The 21339-nt window shown below is 72.2% G+C and carries 13 protein-coding genes; 8 read left to right on the top strand and 5 right to left on the bottom strand.

Going from position 1 to position 21339, the window contains the following annotated elements:
• Positions 1-54 precede the first annotated feature (54 nt).
• The gene (locus tag QF037_RS40855) at positions 55-1110 is read right to left on the bottom strand and encodes a glycoside hydrolase family 5 protein (RefSeq protein WP_307034198.1); all 1056 of its coding nucleotides are present in this window, start codon (positions 1108-1110) and stop codon (positions 55-57) included.
• Positions 1111-1258: 148 nt separating this feature from the next.
• Between QF037_RS40855 and QF037_RS40850 the strand changes: the two genes are divergently transcribed.
• Positions 1259-2317 (top strand): LacI family DNA-binding transcriptional regulator, encoded by a 1059-nt coding sequence (locus QF037_RS40850; protein ID WP_307034196.1) that lies wholly within the window; start codon positions 1259-1261, stop codon positions 2315-2317.
• On the opposite strand, the gene QF037_RS40845 is transcribed toward QF037_RS40850, so the two are convergent.
• From QF037_RS40845 to QF037_RS40835, 3 genes are all read right to left on the bottom strand, one after another.
• Positions 2297-3925: a transposase gene (locus QF037_RS40845; protein WP_307034194.1), complete on the bottom strand. Its 1629-nt coding sequence runs from the start codon at positions 3923-3925 to the stop codon at positions 2297-2299. The two genes, QF037_RS40850 and QF037_RS40845, sit on opposite strands and share 21 nt — an antisense overlap.
• Entirely contained in the window at positions 3918-4493 is a 576-nt protein-coding gene (locus QF037_RS40840; protein WP_307028721.1) for an IS607 family transposase, read from the bottom strand. Before QF037_RS40840 ends, QF037_RS40845 begins: the two co-directional genes overlap by 8 nt.
• 434 nt (positions 4494-4927) lie before the next feature.
• Positions 4928-6079, bottom strand: coding sequence for a S1 family peptidase (locus QF037_RS40835; protein ID WP_307034193.1), 1152 nt, complete (start codon positions 6077-6079; stop codon positions 4928-4930).
• Between the two features lie 250 nt (positions 6080-6329).
• On the opposite strand from QF037_RS40835, the gene QF037_RS40830 reads away from it, so the two are divergent.
• Both QF037_RS40830 and QF037_RS40825 read left to right on the top strand, forming a co-directional pair.
• On the top strand, positions 6330-14066 hold the full coding sequence (locus QF037_RS40830) for a type I polyketide synthase (RefSeq protein ID WP_307034191.1): 7737 nt from the start codon (positions 6330-6332) through the stop codon (positions 14064-14066).
• 37 nt (positions 14067-14103) lie between these two features.
• Positions 14104-15561 (top strand): tryptophan 7-halogenase, encoded by a 1458-nt coding sequence (locus QF037_RS40825; RefSeq protein ID WP_307034189.1) that lies wholly within the window; start codon positions 14104-14106, stop codon positions 15559-15561.
• On the opposite strand, the gene QF037_RS40820 is transcribed toward QF037_RS40825, so the two are convergent.
• Complete coding sequence (locus tag QF037_RS40820) at positions 15551-16474, bottom strand: LLM class F420-dependent oxidoreductase (protein WP_307034187.1); 924 nt, start codon at positions 16472-16474, stop codon at positions 15551-15553. The two genes, QF037_RS40825 and QF037_RS40820, sit on opposite strands and share 11 nt — an antisense overlap.
• A 132-nt stretch (positions 16475-16606) precedes the next feature.
• On the opposite strand from QF037_RS40820, the gene QF037_RS40815 reads away from it, so the two are divergent.
• The 5 genes from QF037_RS40815 to QF037_RS40795 all read left to right on the top strand — a co-directional run bounded on the left by QF037_RS40815 (position 16607) and on the right by QF037_RS40795 (position 21337).
• Positions 16607-17794, top strand: coding sequence for an MFS transporter (locus tag QF037_RS40815; protein ID WP_307034184.1), 1188 nt, complete (start codon positions 16607-16609; stop codon positions 17792-17794).
• Positions 17795-17990: 196 nt separating this feature from the next.
• Positions 17991-18503: a toxin-antitoxin system HicB family antitoxin gene (locus tag QF037_RS40810; RefSeq protein WP_307034182.1), complete on the top strand. Its 513-nt coding sequence runs from the start codon at positions 17991-17993 to the stop codon at positions 18501-18503.
• Between the two features lie 95 nt (positions 18504-18598).
• Positions 18599-19441: a DUF4097 family beta strand repeat-containing protein gene (locus QF037_RS40805; RefSeq protein ID WP_307034180.1), complete on the top strand. Its 843-nt coding sequence runs from the start codon at positions 18599-18601 to the stop codon at positions 19439-19441.
• 115 nt (positions 19442-19556) lie between these two features.
• Entirely contained in the window at positions 19557-20549 is a 993-nt protein-coding gene (locus QF037_RS40800) for an ATP-binding cassette domain-containing protein (protein WP_307034178.1), read from the top strand.
• Positions 20546-21337 carry an ABC transporter permease gene (locus QF037_RS40795; RefSeq protein ID WP_307034176.1) on the top strand — a complete coding sequence of 264 codons (792 nt, stop codon included), beginning with the start codon at positions 20546-20548 and terminating at the stop codon, positions 21335-21337. Before QF037_RS40800 ends, QF037_RS40795 begins: the two co-directional genes overlap by 4 nt.
• Positions 21338-21339: the final 2 nt, after the last annotated feature.

Below are 21339 nucleotides of genomic sequence, written 5' to 3'. Positions count from 1 at the left end.
ACAACCGTCGGCCGCGGTGCGAGCGCGCACCGCGGCCGAACAGATGGGAGAGGGTCAGTCCTGGACGGGCTTGCCGCGGCCCCACGCCCAGGCGAGGCGGTCCGCGCCGGACTGGTTGGTGGTGGCGAGCCAGGGCTTGGCCGGGTCGCCGGTCAGCTTCTGGATCGAGTACGTGTCGTCGGTGCGCAGCCCCGGCCAGTACACGGAGCCCATCTTCAGCTCGCGGAAGGTGTCGGTGACGGCCTGGATGAAGTTGACGTAGTTGTCGTCCGGGGTCGGCACGTCGTAGTTCAGGCCGGTCGTCATCGGGGCACCGAACTCGTCCGCGACGGTCCGGTTCGCGCAGTCACCGATACGCACCTTGAGGTCGGCGACCCACTCGTCGTAGGTGGCGTACGACTTCCAGAAGCCGTAGTGGTGCAGCGACAGGTACGTGCCCTTGAGGCGCGGGTCGGCGCAGACCGAGGTGACGTGGTCGTTGTAGCCGGCGCCGCTGACGAAGACCCGGTTGCGCGGCACCTTCGAGTAGGTCTGGAGCCACTTCGCCGCTATGTCGGCCCACTCGGTGTCGGTGTAGCCGTGCGGCTCGTTCATCGGCTCGAAGTAGACCTTCGAGTTGTTCTTGTACGCCTTCACCACGGTGTCCCACATGGGCCAGTAGGTGGCGGTGTCGTCGATGTAGCCGTCCTTGCGCTCCCCCGTGCCCTCCCAGTAGGACACGATGACCTTGAAGCCCTGCGCGGTCGCCGCGTCGATGACACCGCGGTACGACTTCCAGTACGCGCCGTTGACGGTGTACGGGTTGATCGGCAGCCGGACGGTGTTGGCGCCGAGGTTCGCGCGGAACGCCGCGATGATCCGGCTCGACTTGGTGTACGTCTCCCGGTAGCTGTCCGAGGTCGACAGGCCGGACAACTGGAGCAGGTCGTCGGCGAAGTTGTCGCGGGGGTCGGCCCAGTTGACGCCCTTGAACTGGGTGGTGTCGGTGCTCGGCGCGGCGGAGGCCGGGCTGCCCGCCAGGGTGGCGCCGGTCACGGCGGCGACCGCGACCGCCGCGAAGGTGGCGCGCAGTCGAGGGGTGAGGCGTGTACTGACAGGGGTCTTGCGCATCGACGTGCCCTTCCAGGACGACAGCATGTTTACGTAAACATGACGGCGCCGGAATCGTGACATCCGCTCCAGCAGCCGTCAAGGTTTCCCACACGTAACATCCGATGCGCCGCGCAACCGCGCTCACATCCGATCGAAGGAGGCATCAGTGGTGGAACGGGGTGGCTCCGACGTGCCCGGCGGACGCCGTAAACAGCGGGTGTCCATGGCCGACGTCGCCCAGCTCGCGGGCGTCTCGTCCCAGACGGTCTCGCGGGTCGCCAACGGCCAGCCCGGGGTGATCGACTCGACGCGGGAGCAGGTGCTCGCGGCGATGCGGGAGCTGGGCTACCGGCCCAACAGCGCGGCCCGCGCCCTGCGTTACGGCCAGTTCAACACCATCGGCGTGATCCTCTTCAGCCTCTCCTCCACCGGCAACAGCCGTACCGTGGAGGCGATCGCGACCCACGCCGCGGCCGAGGGCTACGCGATCACCCTGATCCCCATCCACGTCCCGACGCAGGACAATGTGCTGGGCGCCTTCACACGCATGGGCGAGCTGGCCGTCGACGCCGTCATCGTCATCATGGAGATCCGTCTCCTCGACGCCGGCACCGTCCAGCTCCCGCCCGGCGTCCACGCCGTGGTCGTGGACTCCGACGCCGGCGACCGCTACACCGTGGTCGACACCGACCAGGCGGACGGTGCGCGCCAGGCCGTGGAACATCTGCTCGACCTGGGCCATCGCACCGTATGGCATGTCACCGGTCCGCGGACCTCCTTCTCGGGTCAGCGCCGGACCCAGGCATGGCGCGAGGTCCTGACGGAGGCCGGACGTGCGGTACCCCCGCCGCTGCACGGCGACTGGTCGGCCGAGTCGGGGTACACGGCCGGCCTCGCGCTCGCCGAACAGCCCGACTGCACGGCCGTGTTCGCGGCCAACGACCAGATGGCGCTGGGCCTGTTGCGCGCCTTCCACGAGCGTGGCCGCGCCGTCCCCGAAGACATCAGCGTGGTCGGCTTCGACGACATCCCCGAGGCCGCGTTCTTCGTGCCGCCCCTGACCACCGTCCACCAGGACTTCGCCGAAGTGGGCCACCGCTGTGTGCAGAAGGCACTCCAGCAGATCCGCACCCGCGACGGCTCCGGGCCGGGCACCGACCTGGTCCCGACCCGACTGATCCTCAGACAGAGCACCGCACCGTTCCTAAAGACTGAGCGGGAGTGAGTCCTGTTGCCAGAACCCGTGCTCAGCCGCGTGCCCCGAACGGTGTTGGGCACACTGGTCCCCCGCTTTCGCTCTCACGTGCGGCGCAACGGGTCGTGCCCGTTGTCCGGGGACGGAGGGGCGGATTTCCTCACGCCCTGAGACGCCCGGTCGGGCCTGGACGGTCCGATGCCCCGCACGATCGCTCTGGTCGTGCGGGGGCGGTGCCGTCCGTCGCCGGATCGGGTGCCCCAGGGCGCGCCTGCCGATCGCCACGGCTGCCGCGTCGTGGCGGGTGGTCTTCCTGGTGTTGCTGGTGAGGGGCTTTTGCCAGTGCTTGGCGCCCCACATCGAGGTGTAGGCGGGGTCCACGGCGACGATCGTCAAGCCGAGTTCGGCGGCCATGCTGACGAGCCGGGCGCGTAGCTTGCTCACGGGCATGCCGGAGATCAGCTTGCGGAACCGCTTGCGGCGGCCGTGCTTCTCCCTGGTCTTCTCCGCGCTGAAGTCCAGGTCTTCGATGCCGATGGCGAGTTGGCGCCGGGCTGCCCAGTGCAGGAGTCGGATGAGGGCGTGCCGGACCTGCGCGTCACGGTGATCGGCGGTGCCGGACAAGGTGAAGAAGAACCTTCGGGGCTCACCGCACGGGTTGCCATGCTGGTCGAGCCGCCAGGCGGCCAGGTGGTCGGCGTTGGTGTCCACGCCGATCAGCCCTGCGGCGCGGGCCTGCGCCAGGGGAACGGTCTTGACCGGTGGAATGGACCAGGAGGCAGTCAGGTACCAGCGCCCGCGCTGCACGTCTTCGTGGATGCGGTAGGCGACCGCCCGGTCGCCGGTGACGCGGTCGGCCCATTCGTCGCCCCGGTGGTGGAACACCACGGTGCCAGTGAAGACGTACCGGCCGCGTGGGGCGTTGGCCAGATGAGCCAGCGGGGCGGGCAGCTTGATGCTGACCTCCCCGTCAGGGGTGACGCGGATCGTCTCGTTCCCGAACCGCTTCCCCGACTCGCCGTCCGCCTGGAGAAACCGGCGCTCGGCCTCCCAACGCTCACGCCATCGGGCCTCGGTCAGGTTCGCGGCCGTGAGATTGTGCCGGGTGCCAAGCAGGCGTTCACCGCCGCGTGCTACCCGGACGCGCCCGGCCCCACGGTCGGCCCGCTCAGCAATCAGCCGGTCCTCAAGCAAGTGCAGGCGGCGGGACTTGGCGAACCACTCCTGCTTCGTGCGGTATCCGCCCGGCGCCCGCTTTGTGCCCTTCTCCCCGACCGGGAGGGACAGCCGGTGCGCAATCGTACGGACACCGGCCTCCAGGTTCTGGATGTGGGCGAGTTGGGCGCGGCGGGACAGCGCCCACTGGTCGTGGGTGGCCTTCGTGATGCTCCCGGCCCAGCGGGACGACGCCTCTTGCGTCAGGATGCGCTTCCGCTCCGCCCACTGGTCGGTGTCGTGCTCCAGACCGGCCGCACAGCGGGCCTTGAGGTCACGCCCGGCCAGCGTCCCCAAGTGGTCACCGACCAGCCTGAGCACCTTCTCGTCCTCGGCCGTGATCGCCTTGAGCCGGGTACGGACCGCGACGCCGGACGGCCCGAGAGCAACGAACGGCGGATCAATCGGGCGCAGGTCAGCCACGTTCGGCGGCCTCCAGCGCGGCCTTCGCCCGGTTCTTCGCCGAGCGGCGGCCATACAGGCGGGCGCAGAACGACGTCAGCACCTCCACCATGTCGCGCACCAGGTCGTCCTCAACCTCGCCGTCATCCAGCACCAGCAGGCGACGGCCCGCCGCGGACAAGGCGGCCTCGACAAGCTCGACGTTCATCCGGCCGAGCCGGTCTTTGTGCTCCACCACCACGGTGGTCACCTGCGAGTCGGCCAGCAGACGCCGGGCCTTGGAACGGCAGCCGTTCATCCCGGAAGCGATCTCCGCCTCAACACGAACGACTCGGTGACCGGCCTTCGCCGCCCACGCCGACAGCCGAGCGACCTGGCGTTCCAGATCGGTCTTCTGATCGTGCGAGGAGACGCGGGCATACAGGCCCAGACCGCCGATGGCCTCGGGCGTGGTGTTCGCGTCGATGTTCACCAAGATCGTGCGTGGCCCCACCCGCTGAGCCGGTACCGGCAACGTCCCCTCACGGAACCAGCGATACGCGGTCTGCGGATGCACGCCCTGCGTCTTCGCCCATTCCGTCAGATTCACGCTCTGACAACGACACTCACTCATACATGGTTACGCTCACTTACCCGACTTCGAGGGCCAGCAGGTAGAGACCCCCTACCGCTGGTCGGCGGCATGGCCGCGGCGGTGTGGGTGACCGTCCGCTTCGACCTGCGGACGGCCGAGACGGTGGCGGCGTTGCGACCACGGTCGCGGGGTGACCTGAGCTGTCGCGGGCATCATCGACGGCTGGTCGCCGGCTCGCCGTCTGCTTCGGCCGCGGTCAATCGCCGGTAAGCCTGCCGACCTGGCCACACCGGTAGTGCCCACCGAGTTCCTGGGGCAGGACCGCGGAATCATCGCTCGCCGCGTCGGAGCCGACGGCGGACTCCGGGCGACGGCCCACCGGCAGCGGGCGGACAACTCGGGCGTGGGGACGCGTGAGGGCCCGGCCGGGTGGGGCCGGGCCCCATGGGTCAGGCGGTGTGCAGGGTCAGGCCGTAGCGGTTGAGGATCTCGTTGACGGGCTGGAACCAGGTTTCGCCGCCGCTGCCGCAGTTGCCCCAGCCGCCGGAGGTGACGCCCTGGGCCTGGTCGCCGCTGATGAACGAGCCGCCGGAGTCACCGGGTTCGGCGCAGACGCTGGTCTTGGTCATCTGACGCACGGCGCCCTGGCTGTAGTTGACGGTCTCGTTCATGGCGAGGACCGTGCCGCAGTGCCAGTGGGTGGTCGAACCGGAGCGGCAGATCGAGGAGCCGACCGGTGCCACGTTCGAGCCGCGTACGAGCTGGTCGGAGACGGTGCCCCAGCCGAGCACGACCGGTACCGTCCACCAGCCGCTGCCCACGTTGACCCAGGCGTAGTCGTTCTCCGGGAAGGACGAGCCCTGGAAGTTGCCGATGTAGCTGCGGTCCCATCCGTAGACGGCGGCGGACGGCTGCCCGCAGTGCCCGGCGGTGATGAACCCGCCGTGCACCGAGAACCCTATGGAGCAGCGGACGTTGCCGGTGTAGTAGGGGTCACCGCCGACGGTTCCGGCGGCAAGGGTCTGGGGTGCGGCGGAGACGTGCCGGACGGTGACGGGGCCCGCGCGGTGGGCCCGGGCCGTGAACCGCCGGACATCGTTGTCGGCTCGCTCGCTCGCGACGACGTTCACGACGACGGTGTTCGCCTTCGGGTCCACGTGCCAGCTGCTCACTCCCGCGGGTGCGGGCAGTTTGTCGAGCCGCGCCTGGGTGGCGGCCAGTTCGCGCGCGCTGTGCGTGACGGTGCGGACGGCGGCGCCCGTGGCCCGTACGTCCCGGAGGGTCGCCGGCGTCGCGTCCGGGGTGAGGCCGACGGTCAGCCGGGCGGCGGTGGCGTCGAACCAGGTGCCGCCGAAGGAAGTCCCGGCGGCCCGGCGGACCTTGGGCTCCAGGGCCGTGGCCTGCCGCTCGGCGGCGAGCCTCTCCTCGGCCTCGGCCTTCGAGAGGTTCAGGTCGCGCTGCATGGCGGTGAGGAGACCGGCCGAGGCGGGTGCCTTCGCGGTGGAATCGCCGGCCGAGGCGGGGGTGGTGCCCGCGGCGAGACCGGCGCCGAGCGTGAGCAGCACGGCCAGGGCGGCACGGGTGAATCTGGTGCGTCTCATGGGGGTTGCCCTTCGTCGTTCCAGTGGAGTGGGGTGGAACCGCAGGAGCAGTGGATCTCTGAGAGCGCTCTCAGGGGTGTGGCGCGGCAGAGCCTAGCGGCCGATCACGAACAGGTCCATACCAACGAACGGTCCCCTTCCGACGGCCCCCTCCCGGTCAACTGGCCGGGTTTCGGCCATGGTTGTCGTTCACCGACGTACGCTGCTTCAAGATCCGCCGCGGTGCGGACTCCCCCTGACAGGAGGCCCGATGGGTTTGGCGGAAGCGGTCGTGGTTCGGCCGGTGGCGGAGCTGCTCGCGGAGAACGCCGTGCGGTACGGCGAGAAGCTCGCGTTCGCCGACGACCGGCGCGGTGTCAGCTGGGCCGAACTGGACCGTCGGACCGCCCGGTTGGCGGCCGGACTCGGGGTCGAGCGCGGTACCCGGGTGGCGTTCTGCCTGGACAACAGCGTGGAGCTGGTCGAGGGACTGCTGGCCACCGTCCGTGCCGCGGCGGTCGGTGTACCGCTGCCTCCGCGCGCCACCCATGCCGAACTCGCGTACCTGCTGGCCGACTGTGATCCGGCCGTGGTCGTCACCGATCAGCGGCGCCTGCCGCGCATCGCCGGAATGGTCGCCGGACGGTCGGTGCGTCTGGTGGTGACCGGCGAGGGCGAGGTGCCGGACGATGCCTCGCACATCGACGAACTCATCGCCGGGGGCGCGCACTTGGCCGGAGGCAGCCTTGAGGCCGGGGGCTCGGTCGCTCCCCGTGACGATCTCGGGCTGGACGAACCGGCCTGGCTGCTCTACACCTCCGGCACCTCCGGAGCGCCCACGGCGGCCGTGTCCAGCCAACGGTCCGCGCTCTGGTCCTCGTTCGCCTGCTATCTGCCACGGCTGGGGCTCACGGACACGGACCGCGTGCTCTGGCCGCTGCCCCTGGCCCACACCTATGCCCACTCCCTCTGTGTACTGGGCACGACCGTGGCCGGGGCGAGCGCGCGGATCACCTCGGCGCCGGACCCGGTCCGACTGGTCAGGCTGATCGGCGAGTTCGAGCCGACCGTGCTGGGCGGCGTGCCGCTCACCTTCCGGCAGCTGCTCGACAGCGGCCTGGGCTCGGTGCCCTCGCTGCGGGTGTGCGTCACCGCGGGCGCACCGAGCGACGCGGATCTGCGGGAGGAGGCCGAGCGGCGGTTCGGCGCACCGCTCCTGGACGGCTACGGCTCCACCGAGACGTGCGGCAAGATCGCGATGGAGGCGCTGAGCGGGCCGCGGGCGCGGGGCGGCAGCGGCACTCCGGTGCCCGGCATGGAGGTCCGCCTGGTCGACCCCGACAGCGGACTGGACGCGGTCGGCGCCGAGGACTCGGTCGGCGGCGAGGGTGAGATCTGGGTACGTGGCCCCGGTGTCATGCTCGGCTACCACAATCGACCCGAGGCGAGCGCCGATGCCGTGCGCGACGGCTGGTACCGCACGGGCGACCTGGGCCGGCTCGGAGCGGACGGCGTTCTGACCGTCACCGGCCGGCTGGGCGACCGGATCGTGCGCGGCGGCGAGAACGTCGACCCCGCCGAGGTCGAGCGGGTGCTGCGCTCGCTGCCCGGGGTGCGCGACGCGGCCGTGGTGGCACGGGAGCATCCGCTGCTCGGCGAGGTCCCGGTGGCGTTCGTGGTGCCGGCGGAGCAGTCGCTCGACCCGGCCGGTCTGCTGCGGGGATGCGCCGAGGTGCTGTCGGCGCACAAGGTGCCCGAGGAGGTCCTGTTCACGCCGGCCGTCCCGCGCACGGCGGCGGGCAAACCCCGGCGGGCGGTGTTGCGCGAGACGCTCGCCGAGCGTCCGCCGGCGCCGGAACTGGCCCGGCTGGCCGGTCTCACGGCCGGTGAACGACGCACCGCGCTCACGGAGTTGGTGTGCGCTCAGGCCGAGGCGATCCGGGGCGCGGCGGCCGATCCCGGCATCGCGTTCGCCGATCTCGGCCTGACCTCGCTGGACGCCATGACCTTGTGGCACCGGCTCAGTCTGCGCACCGGACTGCGGCTGCCGGCGACGCTGGTCTGGGACCATCCGAACCCGGCCGCGGTCGCCGCCTACCTGGACAGCCGGATGAGCGGTGACACCCCCGCTCCCGCGTCCTCCCCCGCTGCCGCGACGACCGCCGCGCGCCGTGGCCCGGAGGCCGAACCGGTGGCGATCGTGGCCGTCGGCTGCCGTTACCCGGGCGGCGTGAGCTCGCCCGAGGACCTGTGGCGGCTGGTCTCCGAGGGCGTGGACGCCACCGGCGACTTCCCCACCGACCGCGGCTGGGACATCGACGCCCTCGTCCATCCCGACCCCGACCGGCTCGGCACGACCTACACCCGGCGCGGCGGCTTCCTGGACAATGTGGCCGACTTCGACCCGCTGTTCTTCGGCATCTCCCCGCGCGAGGCACTGGCCACGGACCCCCAGCACCGGCTGCTCCTCGAGGTGGCCTGGGAGACGCTGGAACGCGCCGGCATCCCCGCGCCGTCGCTGCGCGGCTCCAGCACCGGGGTGTACGTCGGTCTGATGCACGCCGGTTACGGAACCGGCCTTTCGCCGCACGAGCTGGAGTCGCACATCGGCATCGGGTCGTCGGGCAGTGTGGCCTCGGGCCGCATCTCGTACGTCCTGGGCCTGCGCGGCCCGACGATGACCGTCGACACGGCGTGTTCGTCGTCGCTGGTCGCGATGGACCTGGCGGCAAGGGCGCTGCGGGCGGGCGAGTGCACGCTCGCGCTGGCCGGTGGCGTGACGGTGCTGTCGAGCCCGCAGCCGTTCATCGCGTTCAGCCGGCAGCGCGGGCTGTCGGCGGACGGCCGGTGCCGGTCGTTCGCGGCGGACGCGGAAGGCACCGCGTGGGCTGAGGGCGTGGGCCTGGTGCTGTTGGAGAAGCTGTCGGACGCCCGGCGCAACGGCCATCCGGTGCTGGCCGTGCTGCGCGGGTCCGCGGTGAACTCCGACGGCGCGTCCAACGGGCTGACGGCCCCCAACGGCGAGGCGCAGCGCGAGCTGATCCGGCTGACGCTGGCCGACGCGGGCCTCGGCCCGGCCGACGTGGACGTGGTCGAGGGACACGGCACGGGCACCGCGCTCGGCGACCCGATCGAGGCGGGTGCCGTGCTGGCCACCTACGGGCAGGACCGTGACCGGGCCGACCCGGTGTGGCTGGGCTCGGTCAAGTCGAACCTCGGGCACTCGCAGGCTGCGGCCGGGGTGGCCGGCGTGATCAAGATGATCGAGGCGATGCACCACAGCGAACTGCCCCGCTCGCTGTACGCGGAGCGGCCGTCGCCGCACGTGGACTGGTCCGCGGGAGCGGTGCGGCTGCTCGACCGGGCGCGGCCGTGGCCGCGGCGCGACCGGCCGCGCCGGGCGGCGGTCTCCTCGTTCGGTATCGGGGGCACCAACGCGCATGTGATCATCGAGCAGCCGTCGGAGGCCGACGGCACGGCCGGGGCCACGCGTCGACTGCCCGTGGCCTCCTGGCTGGTGAGCGGCGGCGACGCGGCCGGTCTCCGGGCCCACGCCGGGAAGCTCGCGGTGACACTGGCGGACGCGGACGCCGCTTCGGGCGCGACCGGTGAAGCCGCGCTGGACATCGCGTACTCACTGGCGACCACCAGGGCTCCCCTGCCTCACCGCGCGGCCGTCCTGGGCTCCGACGCCTCCGAACTGCTGGCCGGTCTACGGCGGTTGGCGGCCGGGGAGGACGGTCCGGCGCTGCTCAGGAACACCGTGCGCGGAACGCCCAAGCTGGCGCTGCTCTGCGCCGGCCAGGGCACGCAGCGGGCCGGCATGGGCCGTGAACTGGCGGCGGCCTTCCCCGTGTTCGACGCGGCGTTCTCCGAAGTGTGCGCGTGGTTCGGGCCGTTGCTGGACCGGCCGCTGCGGGAAGTGATCGATGATCCCGACGGCGACCTGCTGGACCGCACGGACTACGCGCAACCGGCGCTGTTCGCCTTCGAGGTGGCCGTGCACATCTTGCTCGCCGACTGGGGTGTACGGCCGGACTACCTGGTCGGTCACTCGGTCGGCGAGCTGGCGGCCGCGTACCTCGCCGGTGTGTTCTCGCTCGGCGACGCGGTCCGGCTGGTCGCCGCACGCGGGCGGCTGATGGCCGCGCTGCCCGCCGGTGGCGCGATGATCGCGGTGCGGGCACCGGAGGCCGAGGTGGCACGCCGGCTCGGCGAGGCGCGCGGTCGCGTCGCGATCGCCGCGGTCAACGGGCCGGCGTCCGTGGTGGTGTCCGGAGACGAGGAGGCGGTGACCGCGCTGGCCGACTCGCTCGGCGGCCGGAGCACACGGCTGCGGGTGAGTCACGCCTTCCACTCGCCACTGCTCGACCCGATGCTGGCCGAGTTCCGGGCGGTCGCCGAGACCGTGACCTACCACCGGCCGTCGGTACCGGTGGTGTCCACGGTGACCGGCCGCCCCGAGCCCGAGGCGCTCGCCGGCGCCGACTACTGGGTACGGCAGGTCCGCGAGACCGTCCGGTTCGCCGACGCGGTGAACTGGCTGGCGGAAGCGGGCGTGACGGCGTTCGTCGAGGCCGGTCCGGCCGCCGCCCTCAGTGTCGCGGCCGAGGACTGTGTCGCCCCGGACGCGGGCGCGGTGTTCACGCCCTGCGCCGACGCCCGGGGCGCGCTCGCGTGGCTGGCCGCACTCCATGTGCAGGGCGTGCCGGTCGACTGGCGGTCGGTGTACGCGGGCAGCGGTGCCCGTCGCCGCCCGCTGCCCACCTACCCGTTCCAGCGGCAGCGCTACTGGCTGGACGCGCTACGGCACGCCGCCCCGGCCGGGCATCCGCTGCTGGGCGAGCCGCAGCCGGACGCCGACGGACCGGGCGTGCGGCACACGGGGGTGCTGTCCGTCGTACGCCAGTCCTGGCTCGCCGACCATGTGATCGGCGGCCGGGTCCTGGTACCCGCGTCGGCGTTCGCCGAGCTGGTCTGCCACGCGGCCGGGACATCGGGCCCGGTCCGGCTGACCGAGCTGGCCTTCCGGGAGCCGCTGGTCCTGCCGGAGCCGGAGCCGGTGCGCCTTCAGGTCGTCACCGACGGTCCGGACGAGGCGGGGCACCGGCCGGTCACGGTCTGGGCCCGGGCGGGCGACACGTGGACGCGGCACGCCACCGCGACCATCGCCCCGGCCGCCGCGGCGCCCGTCGTTGCGCGCGCGACGTGGCCGCCCGCCGGTGCCGAGCGGCTGCCGGTCGACTACGACCGGCTCGCCGCGCACGGCCACCACTACGGTCCGGCCTTCCGAGCGGTGACGACGCTGTGGCGCCGTGGCACGTCCCTGTTCGCCGAACTGGCCCTGCCACCCCGGGAAGCGGCGACGGCCGGCTCGTACACCCTGCATCCCGCGCTCCTCGACGCGGCGCTGCACGCCGCGCTCCTCGCGGAGGGCGGCTCGGGCGAGGCACGGGTCCCGCTCACCTGCGCCGGACTGACGGTGCACGCCACCGGCGCCACCTCCGCCCGGGCCCAGCTGGAGCGGCTCGGCCCGGACGAGTTCCGGGTCGCCCTCACCGACCACGCCGGACAGCCGATCGCCACGGTCGAGTCCCTGGTCACGCGAGTCCTTCCCGACCAACGCCCCGCTGTCGAGGCCGAGTTGTACCGCATTGCCTGGCGGCCCGTGACGGCGGCCGGCGACGGCGACACGCGGCACGAACTGCTCGACCTGACGGGACCGGACGCGGCAACCGCCCTGCCCGACCGCGCGTTGGCACTGCTCACCGCCACGCTCGCGGGCGTACGGGGCTGGATCGCCGACGCGCGGCCGGGGCGGCTCCTGGTGCTCACCCACAACGCCACGGGCGACGATCCCGACCCGGCGCAGGCCGCGGTCGCCGGACTCGTCCGCAGCGCCCAGTCCGAGCACCCCGGCCGGATCGTGCTGGTCGACCGCCGCGGTGGCCCCGTGTCCCCGGCGGACCTCGACGCGGCGCTGCGCACCGGCGAACCCCAGGTCGCCCTGGAGGACGGCGCCGTTCTCGCGCCCCGGCTGACCCCGGTACGGCCCCAGGCGGCGGCGCCCGTCCTCAATCCCGAGGGGACGGTACTCATCACCGGCGGCACGGGTGCGCTCGGCGCGGGCCTCGCCCGGTATCTGGTGGCCGAACACGGGGTCCGCCACCTGCTGTTGGTGAACCGCAGCGGTCGTACGCCCGAATGGGCCGCCGAACTCGGCGCGGCCGTGCGCACGGCGGCCTGCGAGGTGAGCGACCGCGCCGCCGTGGACGCCCTGGTCGCGTCCTGTCGGCCGGCACTGACGGCGGTGTTCCATCTCGCCGGGGTCGTGGACGACGGAGTCGTGGACGGCCTCACCCCCCAGCGGTTGGCGGCCGTGCTCGCGCCGAAGGCGGACGGCGCCTGGCATCTGCACGAGGCCACCAAGGGCCTCGGGCTGTCCGCGTTTGTGCTCTACTCCTCGGCCGCGGGTGTGCTGGGCCGCCCCGGACAGGCCAACTACGCGGCGGCCAACGGCTTTCTCGACGCGCTCGCCCGGCATCGCGTCGCCCAGGGCCTCCCTGCTCAGGCCCTGGCCTGGGGCCCGTGGATCACGGCCGGGGACGACGGCATGGCGGCCCAGGTCCCGGCGCGCCGACTCGGCGACGGCGGTGTCCTGTCGGTCGACGAGGAGGAGGGCATCGAGTTGCTCGACCGGGCGCTGCGGACCCCCGAGCCGGTGCTGGTGCCGATCCCGCTGAACCTGGGGGCGCTCGGCGGTCCGGCCACCCCGCCGGTCCTCACGGACCTCGTGCCGAAGCGCCCGGCCGCCGCCCCGACCGCCGCCGCGCAGGCACCCGGCGCCTGGCGGGAGCGGCTCGCCTCCGTCCCGGCGCACGAGCGGGAGGGCGTGCTGGTCGAGCTGATCCGCGCCGAACTCGCCCTGCTGCTGGGCTTCGAGGACCAGGCCGCGCTTCCCACCGATCGCGCCTTCGGGGAACTCGGCTTCGACTCGCTGATGGCGGTGCAGTTCCGCAACCGGCTCAGCGCGTTCACGCGCGTGCGGCTGGCGTCCACGATCGTGTTCGACCATCCGACGCCGCACTCGCTGGCCGCGCACCTCCACGACGCCTTGCGAGAAGCCCTTCCGGACGCCGAGACCGAAACCGGGGGCGATGCCGAAGACGGCAACGGCGGGGACGCGCCGTCCTCCTACCGCTTCGGCCCCCTGTACCACCAGGTCCTGCGCGAGCGCGGCCCGTTGGAGGCGATGGGGCTGCGTTACCTGGCGTCCCACGCCCTCCCGTCCTTCACCGCCGCCGAGCGCGGCCGGTACGCGGTCGACCCGGTCCGGCTGGCGCGGGGTGCGGGCACCACGCTGGCGTACATCCCGGACTACCTCACGCCGTACCATCGCGTCCCCACCGGGCTGGCCAAACAGTTCGACGGCGAGCGCGACGTGTTCCTGCTGGAGCACCCCGGTCTCGGTGCCCGCAAGGCCGTGCCGGACAGTGCGGCCGCCGTCGTACGGACACACGTCGACGCGGTGGGCGCTCTGTCGTCCCAGGGGCCGGTCGTCCTCGTGGGCTACTGCGCCGGGGGCGCGATCGCGCACGCCGTGGCGCGCGAGCTCGCACGGTCGGGGCGGCCGCCGGCCGGGCTGATCCTGCTCGACGCCCACGCGGGCGTGCTGCGCCGTGACGACGAACGGGCGCTGGCCCTGATGACCGCCGGCGCGGAGCTGCCGGACGACGTCGTCGCCGAGTTCGAGGACTCGCTGCTGATCGCCGGCGGGGGTTACGCGCGCGTGCTGGAGAACTGGGACCCCGAGCCGTCACCGGTCCCGGCTCTCCTGGTGCGGGGTCGGCCGACCGCGCAGATGCGCCGCATCGACCCCGACGGGGACTGGCTGCCGCGCTGGCCCCTGCCGCACGACACCGCGGACGTCCCCGGCGACCACTACACCCTCGTCCACCACGATGCCGACACCACGGCCGCCGCGATGCGCGCCTGGCTGACGGCATGATCCACCCACATCGCACCGGGGAAACAGGAGTTGCCGTATGACCCAGGAGTACGACCTGATCGTCGTCGGCGGCGGGCCCGCGGGATCAACCGCCGCGACCGTCGTGGCCAAGCGCGGACACCGGGTCCTGCTGCTGGAGCGGGAGACCTTCCCGCGCTACCAGATCGGCGAGTCGCTCCTGCCCGCCACGGTCCACGGTCTGTGCCGCATCCTCGGCGTCGCCGACGAGGTGCAGCAGGCCGGCTTCACCCTCAAGCGCGGCGGCACGCTGCGCTGGGGTCGTGACCCCGAGCCGTGGCAGTTCTCCTTCGCGATGACGCCGCGTGTGCCCGAGCCCACCGCGACGGCCTTCCAGGTGGAGCGCTCACGGTTCGACGAGATCCTGCTGCGCGGTGCCCAGCGGGCAGGCGTCGAGGTCCGCGAGGGCAGCCCGGTGCGTCGCCTGGTCGCCGACGACGAGCGGGTGCGGGGCGTCGAGTACACCGACGCCGACGGCAATTCCCGTACGGCATACGCCCCTTACGTCATCGACGCGTCCGGGAACACCAGCCGGATCCACGGCGGGGTCGGCGGTGGGCGCGTGTACTCCGACTTCTTCCGCAACCTCGCCGTGTTCGGCTACTTCGCGGGCGGGGCCCGGCTGCCCGAGCCGAACAGCGGCAACATCTTCTGCGCCGCGTTCGACGCCGGCTGGCTCTGGTACATCCCGCTGCGCGACGACCTGACGAGTGTCGGCGCGGTGATCTCCCCCGAGCACACACCGGCCGTCCAGCGCGACGCGCGGGCCGCGTGGCGGGACATGATCGCGGCCTGCCCCGAGGTGAGCCGGCTGGTGGCGGGCGTACCGGAGGCGACCGAGCCGCCGTACGACCAGGTGCGGGTGCGCAGGGACTGGTCGTACTGGAAGAAGTCCTTCTGGACTCCGGGCATGGCGCTGGTCGGCGACGCCGCGTGCTTCGTGGACCCCGTGCTGTCCTCCGGCGTCCATCTGGCCACCTACGGCGCCCTGCTCGCCGCCCGTTCGGTGAACTCCGCGCTGGACGGCAGCGTGCCCGAGGAACGGGGCTTCGCCGAGTTCGAGGCCCGCTACCGCCGCGAGTACCGCGTGTTCTACGACTTCCTGATCTCCTTCTACGACATGGAGCGCAACGAGGACTCGTACTTCTGGTCGGCGAAGAAGATCACCGAGGTGGAGCTCGGCGAGGCCGCCGCGTTCGCCGAGCTGGCGGGCGGACTGGTGTCCGGCGACACCGCGGTCGTCCGTGCGGACTGGCACACCTCGGCGGCTCAACTCGACAGCGCGGTCAGCCAGTTGGCGGTCTCCGACGACCGTATCAACCCGCTGTTGTCCGCCCCGGTCGTCGGCGAGACCTTCCGCACCGGCAACGACCTTCAGGAGCAGGCCCTTTACGGCGGCCCGCTCGACGACCCCGGCCCGGCCGGCCCCGACGGCCTGGCCGTCACACCGGACGGCCTGTCCTGGGTCAAGGCGTGACCGCCAGTTCCCCCAGCAGCTTCCAGGTGCGGCGCCGGTCCTCCTCACCGCCGAGGTCCGTCGCGGTGAACGCCACCTCCGTCGCCCCGGCGTCCCGGTAGCGGCGCACCTCGGCGGCGACGGTCTCCTCGTCGCCGATGACGGCCAGGTCGGCGGCGCGGGTGGCACCGGAGAGGCCGATGACCCGCTGGTAGGAGGGGAACTGCTCGTAGAAGGCGAGCGACTCGGTCGCCGCCTCCCGGACCGCCTCGACGTCGGCGGTGACCACGCCGGGCACGAAGGCCACGATCCGGGGCGCCGGTCGCCCCGCCGCCTCGGCCGCCGAGGTGACGGCCGGGACGATGTGCTCGGCGAGGGCGCGCGGCCCGGCCAGCAACGGGAGGATGCCGTCGGCGAGTTCACCCGAGACGCGCAGGGCCTGCGGGGCCATGGCGGCGACGAGGAGCGGCACCGGAGGCTCGGCGCCGCCGGGCACCGACGCGGGCAACGGCGGGGCGGCCGTGAGCAGTTCACCGTGGAAGTCGGCGCCCCCGGTCTCCGTCAGCAGGCGCAGGGCGGTCAGGAACTCGCGGAGCCGGGCGATCGGGCGCTCGTACGGAATACCGAAGCCGGTCTCGGTCAGGTGCTTGGTGCCGAGGGCGAGCCCGAGGTGGTACCGGCCTCCGGTGGCGGCCTGGGCCGTCTGGGCCTGGCTCGAGACGAGGAGCGGGTGGCGGCCGAAGACGGGGATCGCGGCGGTCCCGACATGCAGTCCGGGCACCTCGCGGCCGACGATCGCGGCGAGCGAGGGCGAGTCGTATCCGAAGGTCTGCCCGAACCACGCGGAGCGCAGCCCGAACTCATGTGCCTCCCGGGCGAGTTGCACCGTGGGATCGATCCGGTTCTGGACAGGGAGTGCTACACCGATGGTCATACCCCGGGCAACCGACACGTGCGGGAGACGCATTCCTGCTCGCACATGACAAGCGTGTGAAGCGCTCGTTGACCTTGCCCCAAGGGGAGCCCGCAGCATCGGTGCACCGGCCGGGCGGGCGAGGAGGCGCGGGTGCTGGTGGATGTACGACCGTTGCGCGGGGCTGCCTTCAGACGACTGTGGGCGGCCGGCCTCGTGACCGGCCTGGGAGCTCAACTCACCGCGGTCGTGGTGCCGTTGCAGCTCTACGGCTTCACCGGGTCGTCCGCCTACGTCGGACTGGCCGGGTTGGTGGGCTTCGCGCCGATGGCCGCGGCCGCGCTGTGGGGAGGCGCGCTGGCCGATGTACGCGACCGGCGGCGGGTGCTGCTGGTGACGACGGCCGGGATCGGTGTGACCTCGCTGCTGTTGTGGGCCCAGGCCCGCGCGGGTCTGCGGTCGGCCGGTGTGCTGCTGGTGCTGGTGGGCGTACAGCAGGCCCTGTTCGGCGCGAATGCCGCGGTGGGGCGGGCGGTCGTTCCGCGTCTGGTGCCGTCCGCGTCGCTGACGGCGGCCAACGCCCTGCAGTCGACGGTCGTCCTGTCCGCCGGGATCGCGGGTCCTTTGCTGGCCGGAGTGCTGCTGCCGGTGGTGGGTGCGCGGACGCTGTATCTGGCGGATGCCGTCGCCGTCTGCGCGACGGTGTGGGCGGTGTGGCGGCTGCCCCCGCTCCCTCCCCTCGACCGCGCCGGGAGGAAGCGGGCCGGCGTCCGGGAGATCGCCGACGGCTTTCGGTTCGTGGCGCGGCGTCAGGTACTGCTGCTGGTGTATCTCGCCGACTTCGCCGCGCTGTTCCTGGGGTTGCCCACGGCCCTCTTCCCGCAACTGGCCCGGGAGACCTTCCGGCCGTCGGACATCGGCGTCCTGTACGCCGCTCTCTCGGCGGGCGGGGTGCTGGCCGGGCTCTTCTCCGGGGCCCTCACCCGCGTGGACCGGCACGGCGTCGCGGTCGCGGTCTCGGTGGGCGTCTGGGGTCTGGCCGTCGCGGGGTTCGGGGCGACCGGCTCGCTGGTCGCGGCGGCGGGCTGGCTGGCCCTGGCGGGCGGCGCACTCCTCGTGCTGGGCGTCTTCCGTCGGACGGTTCTGCAGTCGGCCGTACCGGACGGGATGCGGGGCCGGCTCCAGGGGATCGACACGGTGGTGGCCGCGGGCGGGCCCCGGTTGGGCGACCTGGCGCACGGTGTGGCGGGGGCCGCGTTCGGGGCAGGCTGGGCCGTCACCGGGGGTGGGCTTCTGACGGTGTCGGTCGCGGTCGTCCTGCTTCTGCTCTTTCTCAGCTGATGGGTGCGGTGGCACCACATGGCACCACCTGGCACCATTCCGTGCTCGCCATGACGCCCGAATACGCACGGCACCACCGTCAGCCATACAGGCATCACTGCGTTATCGCAGGTCAGACCCGTCAAGCAACGAAGTGACGCCACTGGCGCCACTCTTTGGCTTGCGCGTGGCGCCACTGTGGTGCCATGATGGCGTCATGGACCTCACCCCGTATGTCGACAGCCTCCGCCGCGAACTCGCGGTGGCCGCCGAAGCCGGTGGCGACGAAGCCCGCGAGCTGGCGGAGCGGCTGACCGCTCCCCTGGAGTCGGCGACTCGGCTGACCATGCTCAACGTGCTCTCCGCCGCGATGGACGAGATCACCCGCGATCTCGCCCCCGGCTCGGTCGACGTACGGCTGCGCGGGCTCGACCCCGACTTCGTGGTGACACCGCCGCCCACCTACGGCGCTGCCCCCGCGGAGCCGGCCGCGCCCACCGAGCCGCTCAGGGCCCCGGCCGACGGTGACGAGGGCGGCACCGCCCGGATCAATCTGCGGCTTCCGGCCCACCTCAAGACGCGCGCCGAGGAGGCCGCGAGCCGCGAGGGCCTGTCGGTCAACGCGTGGCTGGTGCGCGCCGTGTCGGCCGCGGTCGACGGCGGCACCCGGCCGCGTACGACGGAGAAGACCCAGACCCTCGGCCAGAGCTTCACGGGCTGGGTGCGCTGACCGCACCCGCGCCCGGCCCCAGGACATCGACACCACCACCCACACCACGTCCCACCAGCGGGGACGCCTTGAAGACCCAAGAGGACGGGACAGTCATGCCTTCTTTCGACACTTCCGAACCGATCTCGGTCACCGCGCACGTGGGGGCCGGTTCCCTCCAGCTCACCGCGGGCGACCGCCCCGACACCGTCGTGGAGGTGCGGCCCCGCGACCCGAAGAAGGACAAGGACGTGCGGGCCGCCGAACAGACCGAGGTCGTGTACACGAGCGGGGTGCTGACCATCAGGACGAAGGAGCGCCGCCTCGTCGGGCCCAGCGGCGCCGTCGACGTGACGGTCGACCTGCCCACGGACTCGCACGTGGAGCTGACCGGCTCCTGGATCCAGGTGCTCGGCGAGGGCCGGCTCGGTGAGGTCCGCGTGAAGACCTCCACCGGTGACGTCCGTCTCGACACCACGGGGCCGCTCCAGCTGAACGTGTCGCACGGCTCGATCACCGTCGACCGGGTCGAGGGCGAGGCCGAGTTGACCACCAGCTCCGGCAACCTGCGCGTCGGCGTCGTCGACGGACCCGCCGTCCTGAAGAACACACACGGCACCACGACCGTCGGGGCCGTGACCGGCGAGCTGCGGGTGAACGGCGCCAACGGCGGCATCGACATCGCACGCGCCGAGGCATCGGTCACCGGCACCACGACCAACGGCCACCTTCGCGTCGCCGAAGTCGCCCGCGGCGAGGTCCGGTTGGAGACCTCCAACGGCCCCATCGAGATCGGGATCCGCCAGGGCACCGCCGCCTGGCTCGACGTCAGCTCCAACCGCGGCCAGGTACGCAACTCGCTCGCCGCCTCCGAGGCCCCGGAGCAGACCGAGGACACCGTCAAGGTCCACGCACGGACCAACTGGGGCAACATCGACGTCCTCCGTGCCAAGGTCTGACCGCCACCTGCCCTGCCTGTCACACCAGCCGCTCACCTCGCTCTCCTTCCCCTCGTTCTCCTTCCCCTCGTTCTCCTTCTCCTCGTTCTCCTTCAGCCTTCGATCGGAGGGCCCCATGCCTTCTTCTGTCATGCCCACGCCCAGGCAAGGCGACGGTCACCCGTCGCCGGCCGCCGTCTCCGCCATCGGTCTGCGCAAGTCGTACGGCGACAAGGTCGTCCTCGACGGCATCGATCTGCACATCCCAGCCGGTTCGGTGTTCGCGCTGCTCGGGCCGAACGGCGCCGGCAAGACCACCGCCGTGAAGATCCTGTCCACGCTGATCACCGCCGACGGCGGGCAGGCCCAGGTCGCGGGCCACGACATCGCCGTGTCACCGGACGGGGTACGGGCCGCGATCGGTGTCACCGGGCAGTTCTCCGCCGTCGACGGTCTGATCACCGGCGAGGAGAACATGCTCCTGATGGCGGACCTGCACCACCTGCCGAAGCAGGAGGGACGTCGGGTCACCGCCGAACTCCTGGAACGGTTCGACCTCACCGAGGCCGCGAGGAAGCCCGCCTCCACCTACTCCGGCGGCATGAAGCGCCGACTCGACATCGCCATGACCCTCGTCGGCAGTCCGCGGATCATCTTCCTCGACGAGCCGACCACGGGTCTCGACCCCCGCTCCCGTCACACCATGTGGCAGATCATCCGCGAGCTGATCACGGACGGGGTCACCGTCTTCCTCACCACGCAGTACCTGGAGGAGGCCGACCAACTCGCCGACCGCATCGCGGTGCTCAACGACGGCAAGATCGCCGCGGAAGGCAGCGCCGAGGAGCTCAAGCGGCTCATCCCCGGCGGTCACGTCCGGCTCCGCTTCACCGACCCGGACGCCTACCGGAGCGCCGCCGGGGCGCTGCGTGAGGTCACCCGGGACGACGAGGCACTGGCCCTGCAGATCCCCAGCGACGGCAGCCAGCGCGAACTGCGCTCCCTCCTCGACTGGTTGGACGCGGCCGGCATCGAGGCCGACGAACTGACGGTCCACACCCCCGACCTCGACGACGTGTTCTTCGCCCTGACCGGCGACACCGACAAGCCCAAGGAGTCCGTCCGATGAGCACCCTGTCCCTCGCCGTCCGCGACTCGTCCACGATGCTGCGCCGCAATCTCCTGCACGCCCGCCGCTACCCGTCGCTCACCCTGAACCTGCTGCTCACCCCGGTCATGCTCCTGCTGCTCTTCGTCTACGTCTTCGGCGACGCGATGAGCGCCGGCATCGGGGGCGGCGGGGCGGACCGCTCCGAGTACATCGCGTATCTCGTGCCCGGCATTCTGCTGATGACCATCGGCTCCACCACGATCGGCACCGCGGTGTCCGTCTCCATGGACATGAACGAGGGCATCATCGCCCGCTTCCGCACCATGGCGATCCACCGCGGGTCGGTACTGATCGGGCACGTCATCGGCAGCGTGCTGCAGTGCGTCGCCAGTGGGATCCTCGTCGGGGCCGTCGGGGTGGCCATCGGCTTCCGCTCCGTCGACGCCACCGTCCTGGAATGGATCGCCGCGTTCGGGCTGATCGCGCTCTTCGCCCTGGCGCTCACCTGGATCGCGGTCGGCATGGGCCTGTCCAGCCCGAACCCCGAGGCGGCGAGCAACAACGCGATGCCGCTGATCTTCCTGCCGCTGATCTCCAGCACCTTCGTCCCGGTGGACGCGATGCCGGGCTGGTTCCGGCCCATCGCCGAGTACCAGCCCTTCACCCCGGCCATCGAGACCCTGCGCGGACTGCTCCTCGGCACCGAGATCGGCCACAACGGCTGGCTCGCCGTCGCCTGGTGCCTGGGTCTCACGGCGCTCGGCTACTTCTGGTCCAAGTCGCTCTTCGACCGCGACCCGAAGTAGGG

The sequence above is a fragment of the Streptomyces canus genome, assembly GCF_030815415.1.
Classification (GTDB): Bacteria; Actinomycetota; Actinomycetes; order Streptomycetales; family Streptomycetaceae; genus Streptomyces; species Streptomyces canus_F.
The sequence above is the reverse complement of the archived record's forward strand: the minus strand, read 5'-3'. Positions and strand labels throughout refer to the sequence as shown.

Bases quoted from the DNA above. Each gene is read 5' to 3' on its own strand.
- QF037_RS40855 (WP_307034198.1), bottom strand. From the start codon at position 1,110: ATGCGCAAGACCCCTGTCAGTACACGCCTCACCCCTCGACTGCGCGCC.
- QF037_RS40835 (WP_307034193.1), bottom strand. From the start codon at position 6,079: ATGAGACGCACCAGATTCACCCGTGCCGCCCTGGCCGTGCTGCTCACG.
- QF037_RS40830 (WP_307034191.1), top strand. From the start codon at position 6,330: ATGGGTTTGGCGGAAGCGGTCGTGGTTCGGCCGGTGGCGGAGCTGCTC.
- QF037_RS40825 (WP_307034189.1), top strand. From the start codon at position 14,104: ATGACCCAGGAGTACGACCTGATCGTCGTCGGCGGCGGGCCCGCGGGA.
- QF037_RS40820 (WP_307034187.1), bottom strand. From the start codon at position 16,474: ATGACCATCGGTGTAGCACTCCCTGTCCAGAACCGGATCGATCCCACG.
- QF037_RS40810 (WP_307034182.1), top strand. From the start codon at position 17,991: ATGGACCTCACCCCGTATGTCGACAGCCTCCGCCGCGAACTCGCGGTG.
- QF037_RS40805 (WP_307034180.1), top strand. From the start codon at position 18,599: ATGCCTTCTTTCGACACTTCCGAACCGATCTCGGTCACCGCGCACGTG.
- QF037_RS40800 (WP_307034178.1), top strand. From the start codon at position 19,557: ATGCCTTCTTCTGTCATGCCCACGCCCAGGCAAGGCGACGGTCACCCG.
- QF037_RS40795 (WP_307034176.1), top strand. From the start codon at position 20,546: ATGAGCACCCTGTCCCTCGCCGTCCGCGACTCGTCCACGATGCTGCGC.